A 24,496-nucleotide genomic window follows, 5' to 3' on the forward strand; every position below is an offset into this window, starting at 1 on the left:
CGAATGCCCGCATCAGAGGGCGCGCGCTACGCGCCGTCACCCATGCCCCGACCCGTCGTCGATGAGGGGGAGTTCGTCTTCGCGGCGGCCCACCTCGACCATGGCCACATCTATGGAATGAGCGAGGGACTCCTGGGAGCCGGAGCCACTCTCAAGTGGGTGTTCGACCCCGATCCCACGAAGGTGGCGGCCTTTCGCGAACGATTCCCCCAGGTGCAGGTGGCACGCTCCGAGGCGGAGATCCTGGACGACGATGCGGTCCACCTCGTCGCCGGGGCGGCAGTGACCTCTGAGCGCGCCGGGCTCGGTCTGCGGACCATCGCCGCAGGAAAGGACTACTTCACCGACAAAGCGCCGCTGACCACGTTCGAGCAGCTCGCCGCGGTCCGCCACGCGACCGCGCAGACGGGCCGCAAGTACGCCGTCTACTACTCTGAGCGCATCCATGTCGAGGCCGCCGTACTGGCCGGTCAGCTCGTCGATCAGGGCGCAATCGGGCGGGTTCTCCAAGTGATCGGGCTGGGCCCGCACCGCATCGGCGACCCCGCGACGAGGCCCGCGTGGTTCTTCGAGAAGGAGAAGTACGGTGGCATCCTGTGCGATATCGGCAGTCACAACTTCGAGCAGATCCTCCACTACACGGGGGCCAAGGATGCCGAGATCCTCAGCTCATCGATCGCGAACTACGCTCACCCGGAGTTTCCCGAGCTGGACGACTACGGCGACGCCCACGTCGTGACCGACAACGGCGCGACCGGATTCGTGCGCGTGGACTGGTTCACGCCCGACGGGCTGGGCACGTGGGGTGACGGGCGTACCATCCTCCTCGGCACAGACGGATACATCGAGCTGCGCAAGTACACGAACATCGCCACGAACGACGGACCCGGCCAGCTCTTCCTTGTCGACGGTGAGGGCGAGCACCGGATCAACGCGACCGGCACCGTCGGCTACCCGTTCTTCGGCGAGCTGATCTTGGACTGCCTCCAGCGCACCGAGACCGCCATGACGCAGGAGCACGCGCTCAAAGCAGCGGAGCTCAGCCTGCGGGCGCAGGCCGGCGCGCGAGTCCTCGACCGGAGCGCCGTCGATCGCGCTGCGAGGCCCTCATGAACGCCGCGGTGGCGGGACCGGGCTCACCAGCCGCGCTTCTGCCCGTCGACCCACACACACGGGAGATCGCCGAAGAACTCTACGCAGAAGTCGCGGACGCACCGATCATCTCACCGCACGGTCATGTCGACCCGCGGCTGATCCTCGAGGATGCCCCGTTTCCCGATCCCGTCGAACTGTTCATCCGGCACGACCATTACGTGACCCGGCTTCTCTTCGCGGGGGGCGTCTCACTCGACGATCTCGGGCTCGCGGCGGATCGACCGCAGGATCCGCGTGCGGTGTGGCGGCTCGTCGCACAGAACTGGCACCGTTTCGCGGGGACGGCCAGCGGGTACTGGCTCGGCTCTTTGTTCGCTCACCTCTTCGGGATCGTGGACGAGCTCGACGGCAGCACTGCGGACGCCATCTTCCACCGGATCTCGACGGTGCTGGGTGAGCCCGACTTCCGGCCCCGCGCGCTGTTCGATCGCTTCCGCATCGAGGTGCTCGCGACGACCGATGACCCGCTGGACGACCTGGCGGCTCACCGCGCCATCTCCGACGGGCGTGCGGTGGCCGGGAGGGTGATCCCGACCTTCCGTCCGGACGCCTACCTCGACCCTGCGGGCGCGGACTTCCCCGAGCGGGTCCAGTCGTTGCTCGATGCCACGGCTCAGCCCGGCACCTTCGCCGGATATCTGCGTGCTCTCGAAGAGCGCCGGGCGTACTTCGTGGCGGAGGGGGCGGTCTCCGCCGACCACGGCGTTCGGGACCCCTTCACCGCCGACCTGTCGGCGACGGATGCCGAGCGGCTGTTCGATCGAGCACGTGCCAGAAGTCTCGAGCCGAACGAGCAGCGGCTCCTCCGCGGGCACATGCTCTTCCACATGGCGCGCATGAGCGTCGCGGACGGCTTGGTCATGACGATCCATCCGGGCATCAGCCGCAACCATCACGCGCCGACCTTCGAGACCTATGGCCCCGACACCGGGCACGACATCCCGCTTCGGACCGAGTTCACCGACAACCTCCAGCCCCTGCTCAACGCGTTCGGCACGGCACCGGGGTTCCACCTCGTGCTCTTCGCCGTCGATGAGACGGTGTACTCGCGTGAGCTGGCACCCCTCGCCGGCTTCTACCCGAGCGTGTACATCGGCGCGCCATGGTGGTTCCTCGACGCCCCGGACGCGATGATGCGGTTCCGCAGCGCGGTGACCGAGACCGCCGGCTTCTACCGCGGCAGCGGGTTCATCGACGACACCCGCGCATTCCTGTCCATCCCCGCGCGTCACGACATGGCTCGGCGGGTCGACGCATCTTTCCTCGCCCGCTTGGTGCGGCAGGAGCGGGTGGGTCTCGCCGCCGCCCGACGAATCGCTCGGGATCTCGTCGACGAGATCCCGAGGAAAGCGTTCAAGCTGTGACCGGGGTTCGACTCGACAGTGCGGCGCTCGCCGGGCGCGGAGGAGTCTCTCGTCCGCGGCGTGTGCGCATCGTGCACCTCGGGCTCGGCAACTTCCATCGCGCCCACCAGGCGTGGTACACCGCCCATGCCGCGGATGCGGAGGAGTGGGGCATCGCGGCCTTCACCGGGCGCTCGCCCGTCCAGGCCCGCCTGCTCCAAGCGCAGGACGGCCTGTACACCCTGACGGTGCGAGCACCGAGAGGCGACGCCGTGGAGGTGGTGCCGAGCATCCTCGAAGCGCATGACGCATCGCGCCTGGACCGACTCATCGAGCTGCTGAGCGATCCGGCGGTGGCCCTGGTCACGCTGACCGTGACGGAGGCGGGCTACCGGCTCCGCCCGGGCGGGACGTTCGATGCCGACGATCCACTTGCCCAACGCGATCTGGAAGAGCTGGTGCATGTGCTGGGTGGCGGCGGGACGATGACGGATGCCGCGCTGCAGACACCACTGGGCCGCTTGCTCATCGGACTCGAAGCGCGCCGACGCACCGGCGCAGGTCCGATCGCGATCGTGCCCTGCGACAACATCCCTGCGAATGGGTCCTACCTCGCCCGCGGTCTTCTCGACTTCGCAGGACGGGTGTCGCCCGACCTCGCCGCGTGGATGATGACCGAGGTCGCCTTCGTTTCGACCTCGGTCGACCGGATCACACCGCGTGCGGACGCGGATGACGAGGCGATCGCCCGCGCCGGATGGATCGACGCGTCACCGGTGGTCACGGAGCCCTTCTCGGACTGGGTGCTCTCGGGTGCGTTCCCCGCGGGACGGCCCGCGTGGGAGACGGCCGGCGCCCGGCTGGTCGACGACATCGAGCCGTGGGAGAACCGGAAGCTGTGGCTGCTCAACGGAGCGCACAGCATCCTCGCCTTCACCGGTCTCGCACGCGGACACGAGACGGTCGCGTCGGCCATATCCGACCCGGTGTGCCGCGGCCTCGTCGAGGACTTCTGGGCGGAAGCCGTCGTGCACCTTCCACACGCGATCGAGCACCAGGACTACCGCCGTGACCTGGTGGAGCGGTTCGCGAATCCGCGGATCCAGCACCGGCTCCACCAGATCGCGGGCGATGCCACGGCGAAGGTGCGCTTCCGCTTCGCACCGGTCGCCGAGCGCACCGTCCGGAACGGTGCTGTGCCACGCGGGTCGGCGCGGGCGCTCGCATCGTGGATCGCCGCGGTGCGCGCAGACCTGCTGCCGTCCGATGCCACGAGTGAAGCGGTCGCCTCCGCCGCGGCATCCGCGGATGACGTCACCGCCCTGCTTCACGTGGTCTCGCCCCTCGTGGCAGCCCATCCTCGCTCGGTGGCAGCCGTGCGTGCTGCATCGTCGGCCGTAGCGGGTGCCGTATCAGGCGCTGCCGCCCGCGGCCAGCGCTGATCCGACAGCCCCGAGCCGCAGAAAGGAAGAACATGGAACATACATGGCGCTGGTTCGGTCCGGACGATCCGATCACCCTCGGTGAGATCCGTCAGACCGATGCGACGGGAATCGTCACCGCTCTGCACCACGTCCCCAACGGAGAGGTGTGGTCCATCGAGGAGATCGAGCATCGCAAGGCTGTCATCGAAGCGGCGGGGCTGCGCTGGTCGGTCGTCGAGTCGGTCCCTGTGCACGAACACATCAAGTGGGGTGGCCCCGAGCGTTCGCGGGCCATCGCCAACTACGCCCAGACGCTGCGCAACCTCGGCGCCGCGGGCCTGCGCACCGTCTGCTACAACTTCATGCCCGTCATCGACTGGGCGCGAACCGACCAGCGATGGTCGCTGCCCACCGGAGGATTCGCGATGAGGTTCGACTTCATCGCGCACGCCGCGTTCGACCTGTTCATCCTCGTGCGCGAGGGCGCGGCGGCCGACTACACGGCCGATGAGATCGCGCGCGCACGCGCTTTCATCGATGCCGCGGACGAAGACACGCTCACCGCTCTGCAGAACACCGTGCTCCTCGGACTCCCCGGCTCCGAGGAGTCGTACGATCTCGAGTCGCTTCGCGCCGGCCTCGCGCTCTACGACGGCCTCACGGCCCAGGACCTGCGCGAGAACCTCGGCACCTTCCTCCGTGGCGTGGTCCCCGCCGCGGAGGAGTCGGGCGTTCGTCTCGCGATCCATCCGGACGACCCGCCCCGCCCCCTCTTCGGGCTGCCTCGTGTCGTCTCGAACGCCGACGACGCGCAGTGGCTGCTGGATGCCGCCCCGTCGTGGGCGAACGGCCTCACGATGTGCGTGGGGTCGTATGGATCGGTCTCGACCAACGACGTCGTGGAGATGACCAGGCGCTTCGCCGATCGCATCTACTTCGCCCACCTGCGCAATGTCACGATCGAGCAGGACGGGAAGAGCTTCTTCGAGGACGGTCACATCGATGGCGGGTCCGACATGGTGGGGGTGATCCGTGAGCTGCTGAGCGAAGAGCAGCGGCGCGCGGCGACCGGACATGACGCCCCCGTCATCCCGATGCGCCCTGACCACGGCCACTTCCTTCTGGACGACCTTTCACGACGGACGTATCCCGGCTACGGGCTCATCGGGCGCATGAAAGGTCTTGCGCAACTGCGCGGGGTCGAGCGTGCGCTCGCGGCCACGATGGCGCCAGTGTGAGTGGAACGACCGACGCCAGGGGTTCGGAGCTCCTCACCATCGGGGAGACGATGGCTCTGTTCTCACCCGGCATCGGCGCATTGACCGAGGGGGCGGCCGTCACCGTCTCGGCAGGAGGTGCCGAGAGCAACGTCGCGATCGGTGCCGCCTCGCTCGGCATCCGCTCCGCCTGGCTGTCGCGCGTCGGCGACGACCCTCTGGGCCGACTCGTCGCCGACAGCGTGCGTCGGCGCGGCGTCGACACCACGCTCGTCCGCGTCGATGCCACGCGACCGACGGGGTTGATGATCAAGCAGCCCGCGCCGAGCGGCTCCCGCGTGTACTACTACCGCGCCGGTTCGGCAGCATCCTTCCTGTCGTGCGCCGACGTGGCGGGCGTGGAGACGCCGCGCATCGTTCACGTGAGCGGCATCACTGCGGCGCTGTCGGATGCCGCACGGGAGCTCGTCGGGGCGGTTCTGGCCGGCGCGCTCACGGGCGCGGCGACGAGCTTCGACGTCAACTACCGCCCGACGCTGTGGCCCTCGCAGGATGCCGCGGCATCCGCTCTGCTCGCGCTCGCCCGAACCGCCCACATCGTGATGGTCGGTCGCGACGAAGCCGAGACGCTGTGGGGGACCGCCACCGCCGAGGACGTGCGGGAACTCCTCCCCGATGTCGCGCATCTCGTGATCAAGGACGGGTCTGCCGAGGCGGTGGAGTTCGCATCGGGGAAGGTGTGGCGTGTCGACACGCCGCCCGTGGACGTCGTGGAGCCGGTCGGCGCCGGCGACGCCTTCGCTGCCGGCTGGATCGCCGGGTGGCTGCGCGAGGAGCCACCGCCCGCGCGACTCCTCGGCGGCCACCACGCGGCGGCGGCTGTGCTGCGCAGCCCGTTCGACACCGCCGTCATCCACACGGAGGACCGCTCGTGAGCGACACCTATTTCGAGACCACCTTCGCCGATGCGCCCTTGATGGCGATCTTCCGCCGACAGGGGCTGGAGCGCACGCTCGCGCTGGCGGAAGCGGCCTGGAACGTCGGCGTGCGTACCGTGGAGGTTCCGGTGATGCATCCGGACGACCTCTTCGTGCTGCGCGCGGTGGCCCACGCGGGACGAGCGCGGGGATTCGACGTCGGGGCGGGCACCATCACGTCGCCCGAGCAACTCGACGCGGTGCGCGACGCGGGTGCAGCGTTCACCGTTGCACCGGGATTCGACCCCGACGTGGCTCGTGCGAGCGTCGCTCTCGGCATGCCGCACATCCCGGGGGTCGCGACGGGGAGTGAAGTGCAGGCCGCGATGCGCGCCGGATTCACCTGGCTCAAAGCGTTCCCCGCCGAACGCCTCGGCCCGGAGTGGATCCGCCACATGCACGGCCCGTTCCCGCAGGTGCGATTCGTAGCCACCGGAGGGGTGACGTCGAAATCTGCATCCGCATTTCTGGCGGCAGGATGTCGCGTCGTCGCACTCGGCTCGGCGTTCGGGAGCCAGGGCGAGATCGGGGAAATACGGAGGCTGCTCCTCGCAGCCCGATGACCCGCGAGGACGAGAAGTCGGTTCTCGCCCTCGCGGGTCGTCATCTCGCCCCAAGCCGGGGCAGAGACATCAGGCCTGGAACAGGCGGGGCAGGAGGTCGATCAGTGCCTTCTGCCAGACGTCCCAGCTGTGCGGTCCGGGGATGATCGGAGCGAACTCGTGCTCGATCCCGCGGGTGTTGAGCGCGTCGATGAGGCTCAGCGTGTTCGGATACGTGAAGTCCTGGATGTCACCCGAGTAGATGCGCAGGAGCTTCGTGCCCTCGTTGATCGCCGCAACATTCGCGTTGGCGGGAGGGTTGGTGAACGCCGACATGGCCCCGATGTAGGCGAACTGGCCGGGCAGCTGGTAGAGCGTGCTCAATGCCGCGGCCGACCCCATCGAGAGGCCCGCGAGGGCGCGATCGGCGGGGTCGCTGCTGACGTTGTACTGCGCCTCTGCGGCCACGGTGATGCGCTGCGTGATCTCGGTGGGGAAGTTCACGCCGTTGCCGTTGGCCATCACGACCACCATCGGGACGATGTCGCCCTTGGCGTAGTGGTTGTCGAGGATCTGGGCGGCGAAGCCGACCTCGATCCAGTCCGTCCACGTCTGCCCGCCGCCGTGCTGGAGGTAGAAGACCGGGTAGGCCTCAGCGCGGTCGGGGTCGTAGCCCGGGGGCGTCCACACGTACGCGGAGCGAGTGGGGTTGCCGCTCGCACTGCTCGTGTAGTTCATGACCTCGACGTTGCCGCGGGCCTCGGGGGCGACGGGGGTCGTGTACTCCCCACGGAGCGTCTCGTCGCCGGGCACCTGGAAGGTGCTCCAGTTCGGCTCGGAGAGCACGCTCGTCGGGTTGGTGGTGTCCTTCCGGTCCGCGCCCTCGACGACGAACTTGTAGTAGTACGAACCCGCTTCGACCGGCATCGTCAGACGCCAGCGTCCGTCTTCCTGCTTGGTCATCGGGGTGCGCGGCCAGCTGCCCGCAGGGCCGAAGTTGCCCCACACCGTGACGTTGTTGGCACCCGCGAACTCCGTGCCGGTCTCGAAGGTCACGACGCCGTTCTCGTCGATCCACGGCGTCGGCGTGGTGCCGGCGGCGGGGAGCGAGTGCGGCTCGAGCGGAAGGTGGCCTTCACTCGGTCCGGTGTCGCCCGAGTCCTGGAACACGCGCTGCGCGAAGTCGTGGAGGTTCTTCTGCCACGTGTCCCACGTGCCGCCGGTCTCGGGGTCGGAGCCGTCGGACTGGAATTCGATGCCGGCGGCGCTGAGCTTGCCGGCAAGATCGACCGTCGAGTTGTAGTTCGGGTCGGTGACGTTGCCGACGTAGAGCCGGATCATGTCCGTCTCGGCGTTGATCTGCTTGGCCTTGCCCTTGCTGACCTTCTCATCGAAGCCGCCCGAGAAGGAGCCGACGTTCGAGAACTCCTTCGTGGATTTGGCCAGAATGCTCAACGCCTGCGAGGCCCCTCGCCCGATGCCTGCGATCGCGTGATCCTCGGCATCCCGCGAGATGTTGAACGCCTTCTCCGCCGTGGGAACGAGGCTCTTGACCACCTCGCCGCGGATGTCGGCCGACTCGCCGTCGGCCATGACCACGACCATCGGCTCGGCATCCCCGTCGACCGTCAGGTTGTCGAGGATCTGCTTCAGCCGCCCGAGCTCGACCCACTCGCGATAGCTCTGGCCCTCGTCCTGCAGGAGGTAGAGCACGGGGTACGGCTCGGCGCGGTTCTCGTCATAGCCCGGGGGCGTCCACACCAACGCCGACCGGTCGGCCTCGGTGACCTTGCTGCGGTACGTGAGGTCCTGCAGCGCCCCTCCGTTGGGGACGTCCGCCAGCCATTCGGCGCCCGGACCGTCGACGAACAGCGTGTTCCACGTCGGCTTCGAGGTCACCTCCTGCGGGCTGGCGGGGTTGCGGAACGCGATCGCATCCTGGTTCCAGGCCGGGCGCGCCGAGTACTGGTAGTAGTACAGACCCGGCTCGAGCGGGCCGATGGTCGAGGTCCAGTTGCCTCCGCTGGCGCCCATGTTGAGGGTCGTCCATGTCTTGCCCGGCGCGAAGTTCCCCTCGACCGCCACGACCGTGCCGGTGATCCCGGTCGCCGGCTGGATGGCCGAGTTCGGAACCGTGAACCGGTAGACGTCGGGGACGACGTTGTCGACCTCGGCCACCCAGGGGTCTTCAGCGGCTGCGGCCGGCTGTGCCGCGAGGAGGGTGGAAACCCCCAACGCGGTCGCAGCGGCGAAGGCCACCAAAACACGGCGGGAGCGCTTCTCGGTGCGCCACCCTTGATCTGTCCACTTCACCTTCGAGTTCCTCTCGTGTGCAGCCGCACGGCGTCGTGCGGGAGCGTTGACACCGGAGGATCACGCCTCCGGTGGAGCGGCGACGAAGCTCCGCATACCCGGTTTACAACGTCGTAATTTCCGTTCAGGCCCATCGTGGTGGCTCGGACTGGCGGAGGTCAAGAAGAATTTCTAACGTTGTACACACGGGCAGCCGGGCGGTCGCCTGCTGCCCTCAGTGCTTCCCACGGGCGGCGAGGCTCCCCGAAGCGTTCTGGCGACCCGCGGTGCGTCCGCTGACGCGCGCCGTCCTGACCTATACCGGTCCCCGCCTGCCCTCCGCGTCAGCTCTCGTCGCTGATGAGGAGGCAGGTCGTGGTCGCGTGAGCGATGATCCGGCCGCGGGAATCGGTGGTGCGCGCCTCGGCGGTGGCTGTGCGGCGGCCGATCGAGACGAGCTCGCCCCGGCACCTCAGCGGCCCGCTGTCGACGGTGGCTGCGCGGGTGAACTTGATCGTGAGATCGAGCGACGTATACCGGGTCCCGGCGGGGAGCATCGAGTGCACAGCGCACCCCAGCGCGGTGTCGGCGAGAGTGGACAGGACGCCCCCGTGCACGCTGCCCAGCGGGTTGTAGTGCCATTCCTGCGGCATCAGCTCGAACTCGATCCACCCTGCGCCCACCTGGAGTGGGTTGATGCCCAGCGTCTCGAGCGCGGGCGGAAGTGGCAGCTCGCCGCGGCCCACGAGGCTGAGGAACTCGATGCCGCTCACCCGCGCGGCCGACATCGCGACCTCCCGCGGGTCCGCCCAGGTGTACGTGCGCTCGCGGGTCACGAGGCGGTACGCGCGAGCGCGGGATAGAGCTCGTCAAGCGGGCCGGCCAGTCCGTTGCGCACGCGGCGGCTGAGGTCGTCGGCGAGGATCTCGTACTGGTCCGCCTCGATGCCGTCGTACGCGGCAGCGACGACGTCGGCGGGGTCCAGCTTCTCCGCGGTGACGTCACGCGTCATGGGGGTGTCGGCATAGCCCAGGTGCAGCGCTGCGACATGGATCCCCTGCGGTGCGAGGGCGATCCGCTGCGTGTTCGTCGCCGACCACAGCGCGGACTTCGTCGCGCTGTACGCGTCGCCGATGGCGAGCCAGCTGAGCACCGAGAGCACGTTGAGGATCGTGCCCCGGTGCTCGCGCAACGTCGGCAGGAACGCGTTGGCCACCGACAGCGCGCCCCAGAAGTTGGTCTCGAACAGGTCCCGAGCGGCCGTCAGGTCGTCTGCGAGCAGGCTCGACCCGTTGCTCGCGCCGGCGTTGTTGATGAGGACGTTCACGTCGGGCGCGAGCTCGGCCGCTCGCCGGACCGATGCGGCATCCGTCACATCGAGCTGCAGCGGGACGACTCGCGCATCCTGCCATTCCCGCGGGGTCCTCGCGGCGGCGTACACCTTCGCGGCGCCGCGGGCGAGCGCCTGCTCGACGAAGTGTCTTCCCAGGCCGCCGTTGGCGCCAGTCACCAGCACGACAGCATCCCGAATCCCGGGCATCTTCCGATCCTCTCGTCCGCGGGCCCGTGCGCGGCCCGATATCGTCACCGTAGAACAGTCAGTTGGAAAATCCAACTCGGCGTTATGATCGGACTCATGCCCGATGTGACCGACGTGAGAGAGTGCTCGATCGCGCGCACCCTGGAGGTCGTGGGGGAGAGGTGGACGCTCCTCGCGATCCGCGAGATCATGTTCGGCAATCGCCGCTTCGAGGAGATCCGCCGCTACACCGGCGCCCCCCGCGATATCTTGACGGCCCGCCTGCGCAAACTCGAGGCGAATGGCCTCGTCGCGCGGATCGAGTACCAGCAGCGCCCTGCCCGCCACGAGTACCGCCTCACGGATCTGGGCTGGAGCCTGCTGCCCGTGCTCGTGGTCCTGCGTTCGTGGGGAGACGAGCATCTGCCCGGTCCAGACGGTCCACCCGTCGTCTTCGAGCACAGCTGCGGAGCAACGCTGACCCCGTCGGTGACGTGCGCGGAGTGCGGCGACCCCATCCGGCCCGAGACGATGTGGCCGCGGGAGGGGGCCCGTCAGGAGGCTCGTTGACCGGCGCGATCGACGCGGGATTCCGGTTCGCGGATCGTCAAGGTCCCGGCAAGGTCCAGATCTGCCGGCGATCCGCTGACTCCGGCCCGCGACAGCAGGGTCGCTCCGAGCGCCGCGCTCCAGAAGGTCCGTGCTTCCACGCCCGGGTCGCGCTCGGTCACCCACCCGCGCTCGAGGCGGAGTCGGCGCAGATATCGCTCTGACTGCACGAACAGCAGTTGGACCCGACGGTCGATGACGGGGGCGAGTGGTGGCTGGGCGATGCCCGCGGCCAGCGCTCGAGCGACAGCTGGGAGGGACGGCAGTGCCAGCACCACGCGGGCGATCCCCTTGCGGAAGGCGGCCGCATCGGCGGCCTGACGACCGACGCGCTCGATGCGCTCCGCGTCGTGGAGCAGTGCGAGGAATGCGGCCTGCACGAGCAGCGAGTCCTTGGACCCGAAGTGGTAGGTGATCTGGTTGGGAAAGACGTCGGCGCTGCGGGCGATCTCCGCCACGCTGACCTCGCCGCCGCCTTTTTCCACGGTGAGCCGGGCGGTGGACTCGAGGATCCGCTGCCGGGTGGGGATGCGCGCGGACGTGGGCGGGTCCGAGGCGGGAGCGGCATCCATCCTCGAATTGTATGTGATACAAATGACTCTTGCCGGTGTTGTATGACATACAAGGAGGCCCGTGATGAGTGGAGCGCGCGACGATGTGGTGGTGACCGGGCTGGGTGCCATCACGCCGCTGGGAGGGAATGCAGCCACCACGTGGGAGGCGCTCCTCGACGGCGCATCCGGCATCCGCGGTGATGTTCTGGGTACGTCCCGACGCGCGGACCTCGCCCCCACGGCGGCGGGCACGATGGCTGTGGACCCGGTAACCCTGCTCGCGCCTGCGCAAGCGCGTCGGCTGGACCGGTCACAGCAGGCCGCCCTGGTGGCGGCCGCCGAGGCGTGGGCGGACGCCGGATCGCCGGAGGTGGACCCGGAGCGACTCGTCTCGGTGATCGGCACCGGCATCGGCGGCGTGCAGACGCTGCTGAAGGAGCACGAGGCGCTCGCGTCCGCCGGCGCGCGTCGCGTGTCACCCCGCACCGTCCCGATGCTGATGCCCAACGCCGCCGCGGCTGCGGTGAGCATCGCCTACAACGCGCGCGGCGGGGTCTACACGCCGGTATCGGCGTGCTCGTCGGGCGCCGAAGCGCTCGCGCTCGGGGCACGACTGATCAGAGCGGGCGAGGCCGACGTGGTGATCGCGGGCGGCACGGAGGCGGCGATCACCCCCATCACGGTGGCGGGATTCGGGCAGGCTCGCGCGCTGTCCCGCTTTGACGGGGACCCCGCCGACGCGTCACGTCCGTTCGCCGCCGACCGCAGCGGGTTCGTGCTCGGCGAGGGCGCCGGCGTCGTGGTGCTCGAGAGCGCGACACACGCGCAGGCGCGCGACGCACGCGTGCGGGCAGTGCTGGCGGGCGCGGGCATCGCCTCGGACGCGCACCACATGACCGCACCGGCTCCCGACGGTGCCGGCCAGATCGCGGCCATGCGTGCTGCGCTGCGAAACGCCGGCGTCGAGCCCTCGCTGATCTCGCACATCAACGCGCACGCGACGGGCACCTCCGTGGGGGATGCGGGAGAGGCCGCCGCGATCGCCGAAGTCTTCGGGAGGGTGACCGTCACTGCGCCGAAGGCCGCCATGGGTCACCTCTTCGGAGCCGCAGGCGCGGTGGAGGCGATCCTCGCCGCGCTCAGCGTGCAGCACGGCATCGTGCCTCCGACGCGGAACATCAGCAGCGGCATCGACCCCGAGATCGACCTCGACGTGCCCGCGGTGCGGCGCGATGCGCCGCAGACGGCGGTGCTGAGCAACTCGTTCGGCTTCGGTGGTCAGAACGTCGCGCTCGTGTTCACTGCAGCCTGACGACGCGCGACGGCGGCTGGATGTGAGTCAGCCCGCGAACGTGTGGACGGGTGCGCCGGCGACGCCGACCTCGGCGGCGAACAGCGATCCCGCCAGCGGCTCCGGCTCGGACAACCCCTGCTGAGAGGTCGTGATGAACAGCGTGCGACGGTCACTGCCGCCGAACGCGCACGAGGTGACGTTCGACACGGGAAGGTCGACCGTGAGATCCAGCGCGCCCGCCGGCGAGTAGCGGTGCACGGCGCCGCCGCCCCACACCGCCACCCAGATGCCGCCCTCCTCATCGATCGACATGCCGTCGGGCAGGCCGGCGGCGCCGTCGAAGCGGACCAGCGGATGCCGCGAGCCGAACTCGCCGCGACCTGCGTCGAACTCGTACGTCCAGATCACCCCTTCGCCGGTGTCGGCGTGCAGTGCCACGTCGCCCGTGGCGTTCCAGACGAGTCCGTTCGGCACCGTGACCGACGGCATGACCACGTGCACCGAGAGGTCGGGGTCGAGTCGGTACATCCGGCCGCCGCCATCGCGCGAGTCGAACGCCATGCTCCCGCAGTAGAAGCGGCCCGCAGCGTCGCAGGCGCCCTCATTCATCCGAACGTCCGGGTCGGTGAAGACCGGGATCTCCTGCTCGATGCCGAAGTCCCCGTCGGTCAGTGCGAACCCCCGCTCGGTCGCGATGACGAAGCCGCCCCGGCGGCGACTGCGCAGCACCGCTGTCACGTCGGACACATGCCGTCGCTCCAGTCCCGCGGCGGTGGCGGTGAGCACATCGCCGCGCAGCATGTCGACGAATCGGATCGCTCCGCTCGTGTCGTCCCAGAACGCACCCTCCCCATGGAAGATCCCGCTCGGATCCGCTGCGACCAGCTCCGCCTTCATCTGCTCCTCCTCGAGTTGGCACGGCGTTTACAACGAAGGTAATCTGTGATTCGAGAATTGTTGTTTACAAAAACAAATATTCGGAAGGTCGAGGATGACACAGCCGACGGACGTCGTGACTTCACCGCGCTGGGCTGACCCTACCGCGAGCATCGATGCACGCGTCGATGCGCTGCTCGCCGAGATGACGCACGCCGAGAAGCTCGCGCAGCTGGGCAGCTACTGGGCGGACAAACGGGACTCCACGCAGATCATCGCGCCCATGCAGGACGTGCTCTCGCAGGGGCGTCCGCCCTTCGAGGAGGCGGTCGCGGAGGGCATCGGTCAGCTGACGCGCGTCTTCGGCACCACGCCGGTGAGTCCGCGCCAGGGCATGGAGCAGGTGCAGCGGTCGCAGCGGCACCTCATCGACGCGACACGCCTGGGGATCCCCGCGATCGTCCACGAGGAGTGCCTGACCGGGTTCACGACCCTCGGCGCCACGGTCTACCCGGCGTCGATGGCCTGGGCGGCCACCTTCGACCCCGAACTCGTGCGGGAGATGGCGCACGCGATCGGCGCCGACATGGCAGCGGTCGGGGTGCATCAAGGCCTGTCTCCGGTGCTCGACGTCGTCACCGACTACCGCTGGGGTCGCGTGGAGGAGACGCTCGGCGAGGACCCGTACGTCGTCGGGACGCTCGCCACCGCGTATGTGCAGGGGCTTCAGGATGCCGGCATCCTCGCCACGCTGAAGCACTTCGCCGGTCACGCCACCTCGCGCGGCGGCCGCAATCACGCTCCGGTCTCGATGGGTGAGCGGGAGCTGCGCGATCTGGTGCTCCCACCGTTCGAGATGGCCGTGCGGGTCGGTCGCGCCGCGAGCGTCATGAACTCGTACACCGAACTGGACCGGGTGCCGGCGGCCGCCGATCGCTGGCTGCTCACCGAGCTCCTGCGCGGCGAGTGGGGCTTCGACGGCACGGTCGTCTCGGACTACTGGGCGGTGGCGTTCCTGAAGTCCAAGCACGGCGTGGCCGCCACCATGCCCGAGGCTGGCCGGCTGGCACTGCACGCGGGGATCGACGTGGAGCTTCCCGACATCGCCGCCTATCGCGTGGTGGATGTCGACGATCCGGACCCGGCGCGCACCCTGGCCGACGTCGACACGGCCACCCGCCGCGTGCTGCGGCAGAAGATCGAGCTGGGTCTGCTCGACGACGGCTGGTCGCCGGCGGAGCCCGCCGACGTGGACCTCGACGGCGAGCGCAACCGCGACATCGCCCGGCGCCTCGCCGAGCAGTCCATCGTCCTGCTGGACAATCGCCACGACACGCTGCCGCTGACGGCCGAGACGCGCCGCGTCGCGGTGATCGGTCCGTGCGCCGACGACCCCGGCGCGATGATGGGCGCATACTCCTACCCGATCCACGTGATGCCGCGGCATCCCGAGATGGGGCTGGGCATCGAGGCCGTCTCGCTCCCCGATGCGCTGCGTGCGGCCATGGCCGGCGCCGACGTGCGAGTCGAGCGTGGCTGCCCGTTGACCGGTTCCGCCGACGAGGGCGAGATCGCGCGCGCCGTGGCGGCGGCTGCGTCCAGCGACGTGGTCATCGCCGTCGTCGGAGACCGGGCAGGGATGTTCGGCAAGGGCACCTCGGGCGAAGGGTCGGACGCCCCGAACCTCGACCTTCCCGGGGAGCAGGGGCGCCTCGTCGAGTCGCTGCTGGCCACCGGGACCCCCGTCGTGCTCGTGGTGCTCTCGGGTCGCCCGTACGCGCTCGGCGCGTACACCGACCGCGCCGCCGCGATCGTGCAGTCGTTCATGCCGGGCGTCGAAGGCGCCGGTGCGCTCGCGGGGGTCCTCACGGGCGCCGTGAATCCGAGCGGGCATCTGCCGGTGCAGATCCCGCGGACCGGCGGCGCGCTCCCGCACACCTACCTCGCCCCGCCGCTCGGACAGGACGGCGACCGCATCAGCAACCTGTCGATCGCGCCGGCGTTCTCGTTCGGACACGGCCTGTCGTACACGACGTTCGACCTCGGTGATGTCGTGCTCGACCGCGCCGAGATGCCGGCGGACGGGACGGTCGTCGCAACAGTGACCGTGACGAACACGGGAGATCGCGCGGGCGCCACCGTCGTCCAGCTCTACAGCTCCGACCCGGTGGCGCAGGTGACACGGCCCGTGCAGCAGCTCGTCGGGTACGCCCGCGTGGCGCTGGAGGCCGGGGCGGCCGCGTCGGTCTCGTTCTCGCTGCACGCCGACCGCTTCTCCTTCACCGGGCTCGAGCGCCGCCGCATCGTGGAACCCGGCGTGGTGATCCTCAGCGCCGGGCTGTCGCTGACCGGCGTCACCGCGCCCGCCGAGCTGACGATCACAGGCCAGGTGCGCGTCGTCGACGACCCGGTGCTCGTCACGGGGGTCCGCATCGAGCACGAGGAGGATGCCGCGTGAGCGGTCTCACCGCGCAGAACTGGCCGATCGCGGCCGCCGCGCTGCCCTTCCCCGGGCGCACGTCCGATGGCCGCAGCGTCACCGACGCGGGCCCGGAGGAGTGGATCGGCACCCTGACCGAGATCGCGGATGCCGGCTTCGACAGGGTCGACGTCACCGACTCGTGGCTGCGGGTGGGCGATCTGAACGCGCAGCGATTGCGGGCGTTCGCCGACGTCGCCGCCGAGGCGGGCGTCGTCCCCACCTCGATCTCGGCCATCCGCCGCAGCGTCATCGACCACGCCGACGGCGAAGAGAACCTCGCGTACAGTCACCGCACGCTCGAAGCAGCGGCCGCGCTGGGGATCGAGACGGTGTCGTTCGGCCTTCACCAGGCCCTCACCGCGCAGCAGCAGAAGGAGCTGTGGTTCTGGACGGCGGAAGGCCACCGCGACGATCCTGCGGACTGGGCGCTCGCGGTGAGCCGGTTGCAGGAGCTGGGACGGCATGCGGCTGAGCTCGGCATCCTCGTCTCCCTGGAGATGTACGAGGACACGTTCCTCGGCACCGCCGACTCGGCGGTGCGCCTCGTGAACGACATCGGCCTGGACAACGTCGGGCTCAACCCCGACATCGGGAACCTGATCCGTCTGCACCGGCCCATCGAGCCGTGGTGGGAGCTGGTCGAGAAGACGCTGCCGTACGCGAACTTCTGGCACGTGAAGAACTACGCGCGCGACGAGGACTCGGCTCGGGGCGAGTACTTCGCGGTGCCCGCGCCCATGCAGTACGGGCTGATCGACTACCGCCGCGCGTTCCGGTACGCGATCGAGCAGGGCTTCCAAGGCGTCATCTGCGTCGAGAACTACGGCGGCGACGGCCTGAGCGTGTGCGCTGACAACCGGGATTACCTCCGCCGCCACGTGCTGCCCAAGCGAGAAGGGTACGCACTGGGCACGAGCAGGGTCCGACAGCCTCAGAGCGTTCGAGGAGGGCGCTCATGACGCGCATCGCCAACGACCCGTCGCAGTTCGTTCGCGAGGCGCTCGCCGGATTCGTGGCGGCGCACGCAGACCTGGTGAGGGCGGTCGACGGTGGAGTGGTGCGTTCGGCGCCGGCTGCGCCCGGCACGGTGGCGCTCGTCGTCGGCGGCGGCTCCGGCCACTACCCCGCCTTCGCGGGGGTCGTCGGTGCGGGGATGGCGGCCGGCGCGGTATGCGGCAACATCTTCACGTCGCCCTCGGCCGGACAGGCGTACCGCGTCGCGAAGGCCGCCCACCGCGGCGGCGGCGTGCTCTTCAGCTACGGCAACTATGCCGGCGACGTGCTGCACTTCGGCGAGGCGCAGGAGCGTCTGCGCGAGGAGGGGATCGACGTCCGCACGGTGCTGTGCACGGACGACATCGCCAGCGCACCCCCTGACGAGCTCGACAAGAGGCGAGGCATCGCGGGCGATTTCGTCGTCTTCAAGATCGCCGGCGCCGCCGCCGAGCGCGGCGACACGATCGACGAGGTCGAGCGCCTGGCGCGGCTGGCCAACCATCGCACCCGCACCCTCGGCGTGGCCTTCGGCGGCTGCACGTTCCCTGGCGCCGACGAGCCGCTGTTCACGGTGCCGGAGGGGATGATGTCCATCGGGTTGGGGATCCACGGGGAACCCGGCATCCGCGACGTGCCGAGGGCCGGCTCAGCGAAGCTCGCGCGGACGCTCGTCGACGCGCTCCTGGACGACGTGCCGGAGGACCGTGGCACCCGCGTGGCGGTGCTGGTGAACGGACTCGGCACGGTGAAGTACGAGGAGCTGTTCGTCCTCTACCGCGACGTCGCGGAGCTTCTCGGCGCTGCGGGCCTCACGGTGGTGGAGCCGGAAGTGGGCGAGCTCGTCACCAGCCTCGACATGGCAGGCCTCTCACTGACGCTGGTGTGGCTGGACGACGAGCTCGAGCCGCTGTGGAGCGCCCCCGCCTATACACCGGCCTACCGGAAGGGCGCGCTGCAGGTCGCCGCCCCCGGCGACGTGCAGGAGCAGGATGCCGCGGCGCAGACGGCGCTCGAGACCCCCGCGGCGTCGGACCGGTCCCGGCACGCGGCGGCGGTCGCGCTGCCCTTCCTCGACGCCGCGCGTGCCACGATGCACGAGAACGAAGCCGAGCTCGGGCGCATCGACGCGATCGCCGGCGACGGCGACCACGGCGTGGGCATGCGCACCGGCATCGACGCCGCGCGCTCCGCCGCCGACCCCGACGCGGGGCTCGCGGCCATGCTGGCGACGGCGGGGGATGCGTGGAGCGAGAAGGCCGGCGGCACCTCCGGGGCGCTGTGGGGCACGATGCTCCGCGCCATCGGCCGGTCGCTCGACCAGGACGATGCGGACCCGCGCGTGACGACGGTCGCCGCCGCCCGGGCAGCGCTCGAGGCCGTGACCGCGCGGGGCGGGGCGGGGGTGGGCGACAAGACCATGGTGGACGCGCTCGAGCCCTTCGTCCGCGAGCTCGAGGCCCGCCTGGCCTCCGGCGCCGCGCTCACCGACGCCCTCACGGCCGCGGCCGAGGCCGCGACCGCCGCGGCGGCCGCGACATCCCAGCTCCGCCCGGCCCTCGGCCGGGCGCGTCCACTCGCCGAGAAGAGTCTCGGACACCCGGATGCCGGCGCCACCTCGCTGGCTCTGATCGCGACCTCGATCGCGAAGACCGCACGGAAGGAAGAGCGATGACCGACCCCCTGCGCATCGTCGTCGGAAGCGACGATGCCGGCTACGAGTACAAGACGGCGCTGAAGGCGCTGCTCGAGGCCGACCCTCGTGTCGCCGAGGTGTTCGACGTCGGCGTATCGGGTGACGAGCACACGGACTACCCGCACGTCGCCGTCGAAGCAGCGCGCCGCGTCGCGGGCGGCGAGGCGGACCGTGCGCTGCTCGTGTGCGGCACCGGGCTCGGCGTCGCGATCTCGGCGAACAAGGTGCCCGGCATCCGGGCCGTGACCGCGCACGACAGCTACTCCGTCGAGCGCTCCGTGCTGAGCAACAACGCCCAGGTGCTCACCATGGGACAGCGCGTGATCGGCCTCGAGCTGGCCAAGCGCCTGGTGTCGGAGTGGCTGGACTACCGATTCGATCCCAGCTCCGCCTCCGCTGCGAAGGTGGCGGCGATCGAGCAGTACGACAACGCGGCCACCGCTCGCGAAGATGACACGGAGGCGTGCTCATGACCCGTATCGCCGTCGTCGGCAGCGGCTACATGGGCGGTGGCATGGCCCAGGTCTTCGCCCTGGCCGGTCACCCCGTCGTCATCTCCGATGCGACCGCTGAGATCGCCGAGGCGAATCTGGAGCGGATCCGCCTGGAGACGCAGCAGTTCGAGGAACAGGGGCTCTTCCCCGCGGGCGCCTCGGCAACGATCGCGGCGAACATCACCGCGGCCGCGAGCATCGAAGAGGCGGTCACCGGCGCCGAGTTCGTCGAGGAGGCCGTGCCCGAGCGGATCGAAGTCAAGCACGCGACGCTGCGCCGCATCTCCGACGCCAACCCGAGCGGGATCATCGGCAGCAACACGTCCACGATCTCGATCACGAGGCTCGCCGAGGCGGTCTCGCACCCCGAGCGCTTCCTGGGCGTGCATTTCTCCAATCCGGCACCGTTCGTGCCGGGAGTGGAGATCATCCCCCACCCGCTGACCTCGGAGGCGACGATCACCGCCGTGGAACAGCTCATCGAGGGCAGCGGGAAGGTCGGCGCCCGGGTGAAGGACGCGACGGGGTTCGTGCTGAACCGCCTGCAGTACGCCCTGTTCCACGAAGCAACCCAGCTCGTGGACGAGGGCGTCGCCACCACCGAGGACATCGACGCGATCGTGCGCTCGACGTTCGGCTTCCGCCTGCCGTTCTTCGGGCCGTTCGCGATCGCCGACATGGCGGGCCTGGACGTGTACGCCTTCTGCTACGCGTCGCTGCAGGAGGACTTCCCCGAGCGCTTCGCGACGCCCGCGATCCTCAGCGAGCGGATCGCTCGCGGTGAGCTCGGCACCAAGACGGGCGGGGGGTTCCGCGCGATCGACCCGGCCCGCATTCCGGAGCTGGTCGCGTACCGCAACCGCGCGTACGCGAAGATGAAGGCCCTCCTGGACGAGCTCGGTCCGTCGCCGTTCGACGAACCCGCGGCAGAATCGCAGTCATGACCTCCACCGCACCCACCGCCGACGTGCACCGCAACTGGGCCTCCAACCTCGAGTACCGCGCCGCGCGCGTCGTGGCGCCGACGTCGACGGAGGAGCTGATCGACGCTGTCCGCTCGGCCTCGCGGGCCAAGGTCCTCGGCAGCCGCCACTGCTTCAACACCATCGCCGACACCGACGGTGTGCACATCCTGTCCGGCACGCTGCCGGCCACGGTCGAGATCGACAGCGCGCGCCGCGTCGTGCGCGCGTCAGGCGGGCTCCGCTACGGGGGCCTCGCGCCTGTGCTCGACCGGGAGGGGTGGGCGCTGGCCAATCTCGCCTCGTTGCCGCACATCTCGCTCGCCGGCGCCGTGGCGACCGGCACCCATGGCTCGGGTGATGCGGTGGGCTCGCTCGCCTCCGCGGTCGCCGGCCTCGAGCTCGTGACCGCCGACGGGGAACTTCAGACGCTGCGGCGCGGAGACGCGGACTTCGACGGTGCGGTGGTCTCGCTCGGTGCGCTGGGGGTCGTCACGGCGGTCGAACTCGACATCGTGCCGACGTTCGAGGTCGCCCAGACCGTGTACGAACGGCTCCCGCTGGACGAGGTGCTGGCCGACCTGGACGCGGTCACGGGGCTCGGCTACAGCGTCTCGATGTTCCACACGTGGCGCGATCCCGGCATCGTCGACCAGCTGTGGGTGAAGCGCCGCGCCGATGCTGCCGGCGACGCGCCGGACGACGTCCTCGGGGCCGCGCCCGCCACGGCGAAGAGGCATCCGCTTCCGGACGTGTCGGCCGAGAGCTGCACCGATCAGCTCGGCCGACCGGGCCCCTGGTATGCCCGGCTGCCGCACTTCAAGCTCGAGTTCACACCCTCCAACGGCGACGAGCTGCAATCTGAGTACTTGGTGCCCCGGCCGAACGCGGTCGCCGCAATCCAGCAGATCCGCGCCCTCGCGCCGCGGGTGGCTCCACTCCTGCAGGTGTGCGAGCTGCGCACCGTCGCCCGCGACGGGCTCTGGCTGTCGCCGGCGTACGACACCGACGTGGTCGGCATCCACTTCACGTGGAAACCGGACCAGCCCGAAGTCGAGGCGCTGCTGCCCGTCATCGAAGCCGCGCTCGAGCCGTACGGCGCGCGACCGCACTGGGGCAAGCTCTTCGTGCTCGACGGGGCGGCCGACCGGATGCCGCGCCTCTACCCGCGCTGGAGCGACTTCGCGGCACTCCGCGACCGGCTGGACCCGCGGGGTGTGTTCCGCAACGACTTCCTGGAGCGGCTCGGGTTCTGAGTGCGGGCGCGCTCCCGGCGCGGCGGGGACCATAACCGGGCGCGGCTGCCTGCGTCAATCCCCCAGCGTCTCAGCCTGATCGGGCCCAGTGTGAGAGGCACATGAGAGGCGCCGCGCGGTGCTTCGGCGAGGGGGACTCGATGTGCCGGAGGCTCGATGTGCCAGGCGGGATGTCATGACGTCCGCGAAGGGTGGCGCGGGGGGAGCCGCGGTCCGCGGTGAGGCGCGCGACCCTCTCGACGCCGATGCGGTCACCTCGTTCCTCGAGGAATCCACCCGCCGCATCGTCGAGGGGCTGTGCGAGTGGGTGCGCATCCCCTCCGTCGCCGGCGACCCCGAGCGGACCTCGGACGTGCTGCGCTCGGCCCGCTGGCTGGCTCAGGACATGCGGGATGCCGGGCTGAAAGCCACCGTCTACCAGACCGGCGACGCCGCCGCCGTCTACGGGGAGTGGCTGGTGGACCCGGGGCTGCCGACCGTGCTCGTGTACAGCCATCACGACGTCCGCCACGCCAAGCCGGAGGAGTGGCGGGCGACGCCGCCCTTCGAGCCGGTGCTCCGCGATGGCCGGGTGTACGGGCGCGGCGCGTCGGACGCGAAGGGTCAGGTGCTGGCCCACCTGTGGGGCCTGCGCGCACACCTGGCTGCCGCCGGGCGGGATCGCCCGGCGGTGAACCTCAAGCTTCTCGTCGAGGGGGAGGAGGAGACGGGCTCGCCGCACCTCAAGGACCTGCTGGAGGAGCGCCGCGAGCAGTTCGCGTGCGATGTGATCGTGTTCTCCGACACCGTGCAATGGACCACCGACGACCCCGCGGTGGTGACGTCGATGCGGGGCATCGTGACCGCCTCCCTCTCGATCGAGGGACCGGCACGTGACGTCCACAGCGGCATCGTGTCGGGGGTCGCGCCCAACCCCGCGCATGTGCTCGCCGACCTGCTGAGCGCGCTGCGCGATTCGGGCGGACGGATCACGCTGCCCGGGTTCTACGACGATGTGGAACCCGTCGACGACGAACGTGCCGAGGAGCTCGACGCGGTCGCGTTCGACGAGGAGTCGTGGACCACCCGAACCGAGACCCGCAGCATCACCGGCGAGAGCGGATACGATCCCAAGGAACGGCTGTGGGTGCGCCCGTCGCTGGAGGTGCTGACCCTCCTCGCCGGTGACCCCGAGGGGATCCCGCGGGCGGTCATCCCGTCCGTGGCGAAGGCGACGCTCAACATCCGGACAGTTCCGAACCAGCGTGTGGAGGTCGTCGCCGACCAGCTGCGCGACTTCGTCGCCCGGGCGATCCCGGACAGCGTCGAGTACTCGTTGCAGGTGGACGTCGAGATCGGGCAGGACCCCTACATCACGCCACGCGGTCCGGCGTTGGACGCGATGACAAGGGCGATCGCGGCCGGGTTCGGGCGCGCCGACATCGGTCGCGTCGGAAACGCGGGTGGGGGACCAGCCGACCTCCTCAGCAGGGTCCTCGATGCCCCCGTCCTCTTCCTGGGCACGGGGCTCCCGGAGGACCACTGGCATTCCAGCGACGAGAGCGTCAGCCTGCGCATGCTGCTCGGCGGAGCCGCGTCGATCGCGCACCTGTGGACCGGACTGGGTGACCTGCCGAAGGAGGCGCTCTCATGACGATTCCTCTCGCAGCGCCGGAGCGCGGCGTGGTGCCGGCCCAGCCCGGGCGGCCGGTGCGCACCGTCGGAGTGGAGGAGGAACTGCTGCTGGTGGACGCGCAGACGCTCGTGCCGACCCCGGTCGCACAGGCGCTGATGGGCCGCGCGGCCGCGGTCGCCCCCGGCCTCGAACTGGAGGTCAAACGGGAGCAGATCGAAGTGGTGGGTCCACCGCTTTCGACGCTGGACGGGCTGCGGGCCTCGATCGTCGCCGGCCGCGGTGCCGCCGACGCGGCCGCGCGGTCCGTCGGCGCACGGGCGGTGCCGTTGGCGACGGCACCCGTTCCGTGTACCCCGCACCTGGTGTCGACACCCCGCTACGACCAGATGCAGCGGCACTTCGGGCTCACCATGGATGAGCAGCTGACCTGCGGCTTCCATGTCCACGTGGCCGTGGACGGCGCCGAGGAGGGCGTCGGAGTCCTCGACCGCATTCGCCCCTGGCTGCCTGTGCTCCTTGCGCTCAGCGCGAACTCTCCGTTCTGGCAGGGCCGCGACACCGGCTTCGCCAGCTACCGTTACCAGGCGTGGGGCCGCTGGCCGACGGCCGGCCCGTACGACCCGTTCGGGTCCGCCGCGGCATATCGCGACGGCATCCGGCGCCTCCTCGATGCGAACGTGCTGCTGGATCCGGGAATGGTCTACTTCGACGCCCGGCTGTCGGATCACGCGCCGACGGTCGAAGTGCGTATCGCGGACGTGTGCCTGGATCCGGAGGATGCTGCGGCACTGGCCGTCGCGGTGCGCTCCCTCGTGACGGTGTCGGCCGCGGCGTGGGCGGCAGGCGAAGAGATCGATCCCGTGCCCACCGGGCTCCTGCGGCTCGCGTCCTGGCGTGCGAGCCGGTCCGGCCTGGACGAGGACCTCGTGCACCCGCTCACAGGCCACCCCTGCCCGGCCTCCGAGGCGGTCAGCGCGCTGCTGGCCCACATCGACGCCGGCTTCGCCGATCCTGCCGAACGGACGGCGGTGGTGGCCGCGTTCGGCGAGATCCTCCATCGCGGCAACGGGGCACGGCGGCAGCGATCCGCCCACGAGCAGGGAGGTTCGTGCGCGGACGTCGTGGCGGCGGCGCTGCGCGCGATGGATGCCCCCGGCGCAGCGACCTCAGAGGTCGATACGACGACCTCGTGAGCC

Annotated in this window: 21 protein-coding genes; 16 read left to right on the forward strand and 5 right to left on the reverse strand. The window is 70.2% G+C overall.

The genetic code is table 11. The features are described from left to right. The first annotated feature begins 3 nt into the window (after nucleotides 1–3). From C9992_RS14510 to C9992_RS14535, 6 genes are read left to right on the forward strand one after another with little or no spacing between them, the layout of a single operon-like run. Nucleotides 4–1,113, forward strand: coding sequence for a Gfo/Idh/MocA family protein (locus tag C9992_RS14510; RefSeq protein WP_106816347.1), 1,110 nt, complete (start codon nucleotides 4–6; stop codon nucleotides 1,111–1,113). Beyond that, nucleotides 1,110–2,519 carry a glucuronate isomerase gene (gene uxaC / locus C9992_RS14515; RefSeq protein ID WP_106816348.1) on the forward strand — a complete coding sequence of 470 codons (1,410 nt, stop codon included), beginning with the start codon at nucleotides 1,110–1,112 and terminating at the stop codon, nucleotides 2,517–2,519. The genes C9992_RS14510 and uxaC overlap by 4 nt, the downstream gene beginning before the upstream one ends. Next, a complete protein-coding gene (locus tag C9992_RS14520; protein WP_200826353.1) occupies nucleotides 2,516–3,940 on the forward strand; it encodes a mannitol dehydrogenase family protein in 1,425 nt (474 codons plus the stop codon). The genes uxaC and C9992_RS14520 overlap by 4 nt, the downstream gene beginning before the upstream one ends. A 32-nt stretch (nucleotides 3,941–3,972) precedes the next feature. Further along, entirely contained in the window at nucleotides 3,973–5,160 is a 1,188-nt protein-coding gene (uxuA, locus tag C9992_RS14525; protein ID WP_106816350.1) for a mannonate dehydratase, read from the forward strand. Next, complete coding sequence (locus tag C9992_RS14530; protein ID WP_235008248.1) at nucleotides 5,157–6,074, forward strand: sugar kinase; 918 nt, start codon at nucleotides 5,157–5,159, stop codon at nucleotides 6,072–6,074. The genes uxuA and C9992_RS14530 overlap by 4 nt, the downstream gene beginning before the upstream one ends. Then, nucleotides 6,071–6,679 (forward strand): bifunctional 4-hydroxy-2-oxoglutarate aldolase/2-dehydro-3-deoxy-phosphogluconate aldolase, encoded by a 609-nt coding sequence (locus tag C9992_RS14535; protein WP_235008249.1) that lies wholly within the window; start codon nucleotides 6,071–6,073, stop codon nucleotides 6,677–6,679. Before C9992_RS14530 ends, C9992_RS14535 begins: the two co-directional genes overlap by 4 nt. A gap of 69 nt (nucleotides 6,680–6,748) precedes the next feature. On the opposite strand, the gene C9992_RS14540 is transcribed toward C9992_RS14535, so the two are convergent. From C9992_RS14540 to C9992_RS14550, 3 genes are all read right to left on the reverse strand, one after another. Next, nucleotides 6,749–8,971, reverse strand: a complete 2,223-nt coding sequence (locus C9992_RS14540; protein WP_146145338.1) for an alpha/beta hydrolase-fold protein — start codon at nucleotides 8,969–8,971, stop codon at nucleotides 6,749–6,751. Nucleotides 8,972–9,294: 323 nt separating this feature from the next. Further along, nucleotides 9,295–9,786 carry a PaaI family thioesterase gene (locus C9992_RS14545; RefSeq protein ID WP_200826354.1) on the reverse strand — a complete coding sequence of 164 codons (492 nt, stop codon included), beginning with the start codon at nucleotides 9,784–9,786 and terminating at the stop codon, nucleotides 9,295–9,297. After that, nucleotides 9,783–10,490, reverse strand: a complete 708-nt coding sequence (locus tag C9992_RS14550) for an SDR family oxidoreductase (protein WP_106816352.1) — start codon at nucleotides 10,488–10,490, stop codon at nucleotides 9,783–9,785. Before C9992_RS14550 ends, C9992_RS14545 begins: the two co-directional genes overlap by 4 nt. Nucleotides 10,491–10,586: 96 nt before the next feature. On the opposite strand from C9992_RS14550, the gene C9992_RS14555 reads away from it, so the two are divergent. Beyond that, nucleotides 10,587–11,039, forward strand: coding sequence for a winged helix-turn-helix transcriptional regulator (locus C9992_RS14555; RefSeq protein ID WP_106816447.1), 453 nt, complete (start codon nucleotides 10,587–10,589; stop codon nucleotides 11,037–11,039). Here the strand turns inward: C9992_RS14555 and C9992_RS14560 are convergent. Continuing rightward, nucleotides 11,024–11,650: a TetR/AcrR family transcriptional regulator C-terminal domain-containing protein gene (locus C9992_RS14560; RefSeq protein ID WP_106816353.1), complete on the reverse strand. Its 627-nt coding sequence runs from the start codon at nucleotides 11,648–11,650 to the stop codon at nucleotides 11,024–11,026. The two genes, C9992_RS14555 and C9992_RS14560, sit on opposite strands and share 16 nt — an antisense overlap. A gap of 64 nt (nucleotides 11,651–11,714) precedes the next feature. Between C9992_RS14560 and C9992_RS14565 the strand changes: the two genes are divergently transcribed. Further along, complete coding sequence (locus tag C9992_RS14565) at nucleotides 11,715–12,944, forward strand: beta-ketoacyl-[acyl-carrier-protein] synthase family protein (protein WP_106816354.1); 1,230 nt, start codon at nucleotides 11,715–11,717, stop codon at nucleotides 12,942–12,944. 27 nt (nucleotides 12,945–12,971) lie between these two features. Here C9992_RS14565 and C9992_RS14570 read toward each other — a convergent pair whose 3' ends face one another. After that, nucleotides 12,972–13,823 (reverse strand): SMP-30/gluconolactonase/LRE family protein, encoded by an 852-nt coding sequence (locus C9992_RS14570; RefSeq protein WP_106816355.1) that lies wholly within the window; start codon nucleotides 13,821–13,823, stop codon nucleotides 12,972–12,974. Between the two features lie 94 nt (nucleotides 13,824–13,917). On the opposite strand from C9992_RS14570, the gene C9992_RS14575 reads away from it, so the two are divergent. The 8 genes from C9992_RS14575 (at nucleotide 13,918) to C9992_RS14610 (ending at nucleotide 24,493) form a co-directional block, all read left to right on the forward strand. Beyond that, entirely contained in the window at nucleotides 13,918–16,260 is a 2,343-nt protein-coding gene (locus tag C9992_RS14575; RefSeq protein ID WP_106816356.1) for a glycoside hydrolase family 3 N-terminal domain-containing protein, read from the forward strand. Beyond that, nucleotides 16,257–17,243: a sugar phosphate isomerase/epimerase family protein gene (locus tag C9992_RS14580; protein ID WP_106816357.1), complete on the forward strand. Its 987-nt coding sequence runs from the start codon at nucleotides 16,257–16,259 to the stop codon at nucleotides 17,241–17,243. The genes C9992_RS14575 and C9992_RS14580 overlap by 4 nt, the downstream gene beginning before the upstream one ends. Then, complete coding sequence (locus tag C9992_RS14585) at nucleotides 17,240–18,952, forward strand: dihydroxyacetone kinase family protein (protein WP_106816358.1); 1,713 nt, start codon at nucleotides 17,240–17,242, stop codon at nucleotides 18,950–18,952. Before C9992_RS14580 ends, C9992_RS14585 begins: the two co-directional genes overlap by 4 nt. After that, on the forward strand, nucleotides 18,949–19,446 hold the full coding sequence (locus C9992_RS14590) for a ribose-5-phosphate isomerase (protein ID WP_106816359.1): 498 nt from the start codon (nucleotides 18,949–18,951) through the stop codon (nucleotides 19,444–19,446). The genes C9992_RS14585 and C9992_RS14590 overlap by 4 nt, the downstream gene beginning before the upstream one ends. After that, nucleotides 19,443–20,411: a 3-hydroxyacyl-CoA dehydrogenase family protein gene (locus C9992_RS14595; RefSeq protein WP_106816360.1), complete on the forward strand. Its 969-nt coding sequence runs from the start codon at nucleotides 19,443–19,445 to the stop codon at nucleotides 20,409–20,411. The genes C9992_RS14590 and C9992_RS14595 overlap by 4 nt, the downstream gene beginning before the upstream one ends. Continuing rightward, nucleotides 20,408–21,685, forward strand: a complete 1,278-nt coding sequence (locus C9992_RS14600) for a D-arabinono-1,4-lactone oxidase (protein ID WP_106816361.1) — start codon at nucleotides 20,408–20,410, stop codon at nucleotides 21,683–21,685. Before C9992_RS14595 ends, C9992_RS14600 begins: the two co-directional genes overlap by 4 nt. A 175-nt stretch (nucleotides 21,686–21,860) precedes the next feature. Beyond that, entirely contained in the window at nucleotides 21,861–23,318 is a 1,458-nt protein-coding gene (locus C9992_RS14605) for a M20/M25/M40 family metallo-hydrolase (RefSeq protein WP_106816362.1), read from the forward strand. Beyond that, a complete protein-coding gene (locus C9992_RS14610; protein ID WP_106816363.1) occupies nucleotides 23,315–24,493 on the forward strand; it encodes a glutamate--cysteine ligase in 1,179 nt (392 codons plus the stop codon). Before C9992_RS14605 ends, C9992_RS14610 begins: the two co-directional genes overlap by 4 nt. Nucleotides 24,494–24,496 lie beyond the last annotated feature (3 nt).

Origin of the sequence: Microbacterium timonense (assembly GCF_900292075.1) — a bacterium.
GTDB classification, from domain to species: domain Bacteria; phylum Actinomycetota; class Actinomycetes; order Actinomycetales; family Microbacteriaceae; genus Microbacterium; species Microbacterium timonense.

What these genes read in the sequence shown, in the direction of transcription:
- C9992_RS14600 (WP_106816361.1), top strand. Translation starts at nt 20,408, where the DNA reads ATGACCTCCACCGCACCCACCGCCGACGTGCACCGCAACTGGGCCTCC.
- C9992_RS14595 (WP_106816360.1), top strand. Translation starts at nt 19,443, where the DNA reads ATGACCCGTATCGCCGTCGTCGGCAGCGGCTACATGGGCGGTGGCATG.
- C9992_RS14550 (WP_106816352.1), bottom strand. Translation starts at nt 10,490, where the DNA reads ATGCCCGGGATTCGGGATGCTGTCGTGCTGGTGACTGGCGCCAACGGC.
- C9992_RS14610 (WP_106816363.1), top strand. Translation starts at nt 23,315, where the DNA reads ATGACGATTCCTCTCGCAGCGCCGGAGCGCGGCGTGGTGCCGGCCCAG.
- C9992_RS14570 (WP_106816355.1), bottom strand. Translation starts at nt 13,823, where the DNA reads ATGAAGGCGGAGCTGGTCGCAGCGGATCCGAGCGGGATCTTCCATGGG.
- C9992_RS14565 (WP_106816354.1), top strand. Translation starts at nt 11,715, where the DNA reads ATGAGTGGAGCGCGCGACGATGTGGTGGTGACCGGGCTGGGTGCCATC.
- uxuA (WP_106816350.1), top strand. Translation starts at nt 3,973, where the DNA reads ATGGAACATACATGGCGCTGGTTCGGTCCGGACGATCCGATCACCCTC.
- C9992_RS14560 (WP_106816353.1), bottom strand. Translation starts at nt 11,650, where the DNA reads ATGGATGCCGCTCCCGCCTCGGACCCGCCCACGTCCGCGCGCATCCCC.
- C9992_RS14575 (WP_106816356.1), top strand. Translation starts at nt 13,918, where the DNA reads ATGACACAGCCGACGGACGTCGTGACTTCACCGCGCTGGGCTGACCCT.
- C9992_RS14510 (WP_106816347.1), top strand. Translation starts at nt 4, where the DNA reads ATGCCCGCATCAGAGGGCGCGCGCTACGCGCCGTCACCCATGCCCCGA.
- C9992_RS14605 (WP_106816362.1), top strand. Translation starts at nt 21,861, where the DNA reads ATGACGTCCGCGAAGGGTGGCGCGGGGGGAGCCGCGGTCCGCGGTGAG.
- C9992_RS14590 (WP_106816359.1), top strand. Translation starts at nt 18,949, where the DNA reads ATGACCGACCCCCTGCGCATCGTCGTCGGAAGCGACGATGCCGGCTAC.
- C9992_RS14585 (WP_106816358.1), top strand. Translation starts at nt 17,240, where the DNA reads ATGACGCGCATCGCCAACGACCCGTCGCAGTTCGTTCGCGAGGCGCTC.
- uxaC (WP_106816348.1), top strand. Translation starts at nt 1,110, where the DNA reads ATGAACGCCGCGGTGGCGGGACCGGGCTCACCAGCCGCGCTTCTGCCC.
- C9992_RS14555 (WP_106816447.1), top strand. Translation starts at nt 10,587, where the DNA reads ATGCCCGATGTGACCGACGTGAGAGAGTGCTCGATCGCGCGCACCCTG.